General features: G+C 71.2%; 1 protein-coding gene. It reads right to left on the bottom strand.

Annotated features, from left to right (window positions below):
• Positions 1-413: hypothetical protein (locus FS845_RS26675; RefSeq protein WP_186332438.1), on the bottom strand; the 413-nt coding region annotated here is incomplete at both ends.

Raw genomic sequence — 413 nt, 5'->3', positions numbered from 1 at the left:
TCGCCGTACGACTGGATGCCGGTGGTGTCGACCAGGCCGCCATCGATCGCCAGGGTGCCCGGCGCGTCGGTGGTGACCGACGCGGCGCGCACTTCGCCGCCGAACGTGGTCAGGCCCGCGGTGTTGACGGCCAGCTGGCCCAGGCGCGTGGCCACGGGAAGCGGCGAACGCGTGTAGATGATGTCGCCGTTGCCGATCTCGGCGAAGGTGACGTCGCCGGACTCGGTGGACGTGACCGTCAGGTCGTGCTCGCCGCCCAGCCTCGCGGCGAAGGTGACGTCGCCGGCCTGCGTGGTCAGCGTATGGTCGCCCAGCAGCGTGACGTTGCCGCCGTAGTACTGGCCGCCGGTGGTCTTGATGATGCCGGCATCCAGGCGTGCCTCGTCGTTCAGGCTCAGCGCGGCCAGCGCGGC

Origin of the sequence: Bordetella genomosp. 13 (assembly GCF_007679965.1) — a bacterium.
In the GTDB taxonomy this organism is placed as follows: Bacteria; Pseudomonadota; Gammaproteobacteria; order Burkholderiales; family Burkholderiaceae_B; genus Bordetella.
This window is presented reverse-complemented; position numbering and strand designations above follow the sequence as displayed.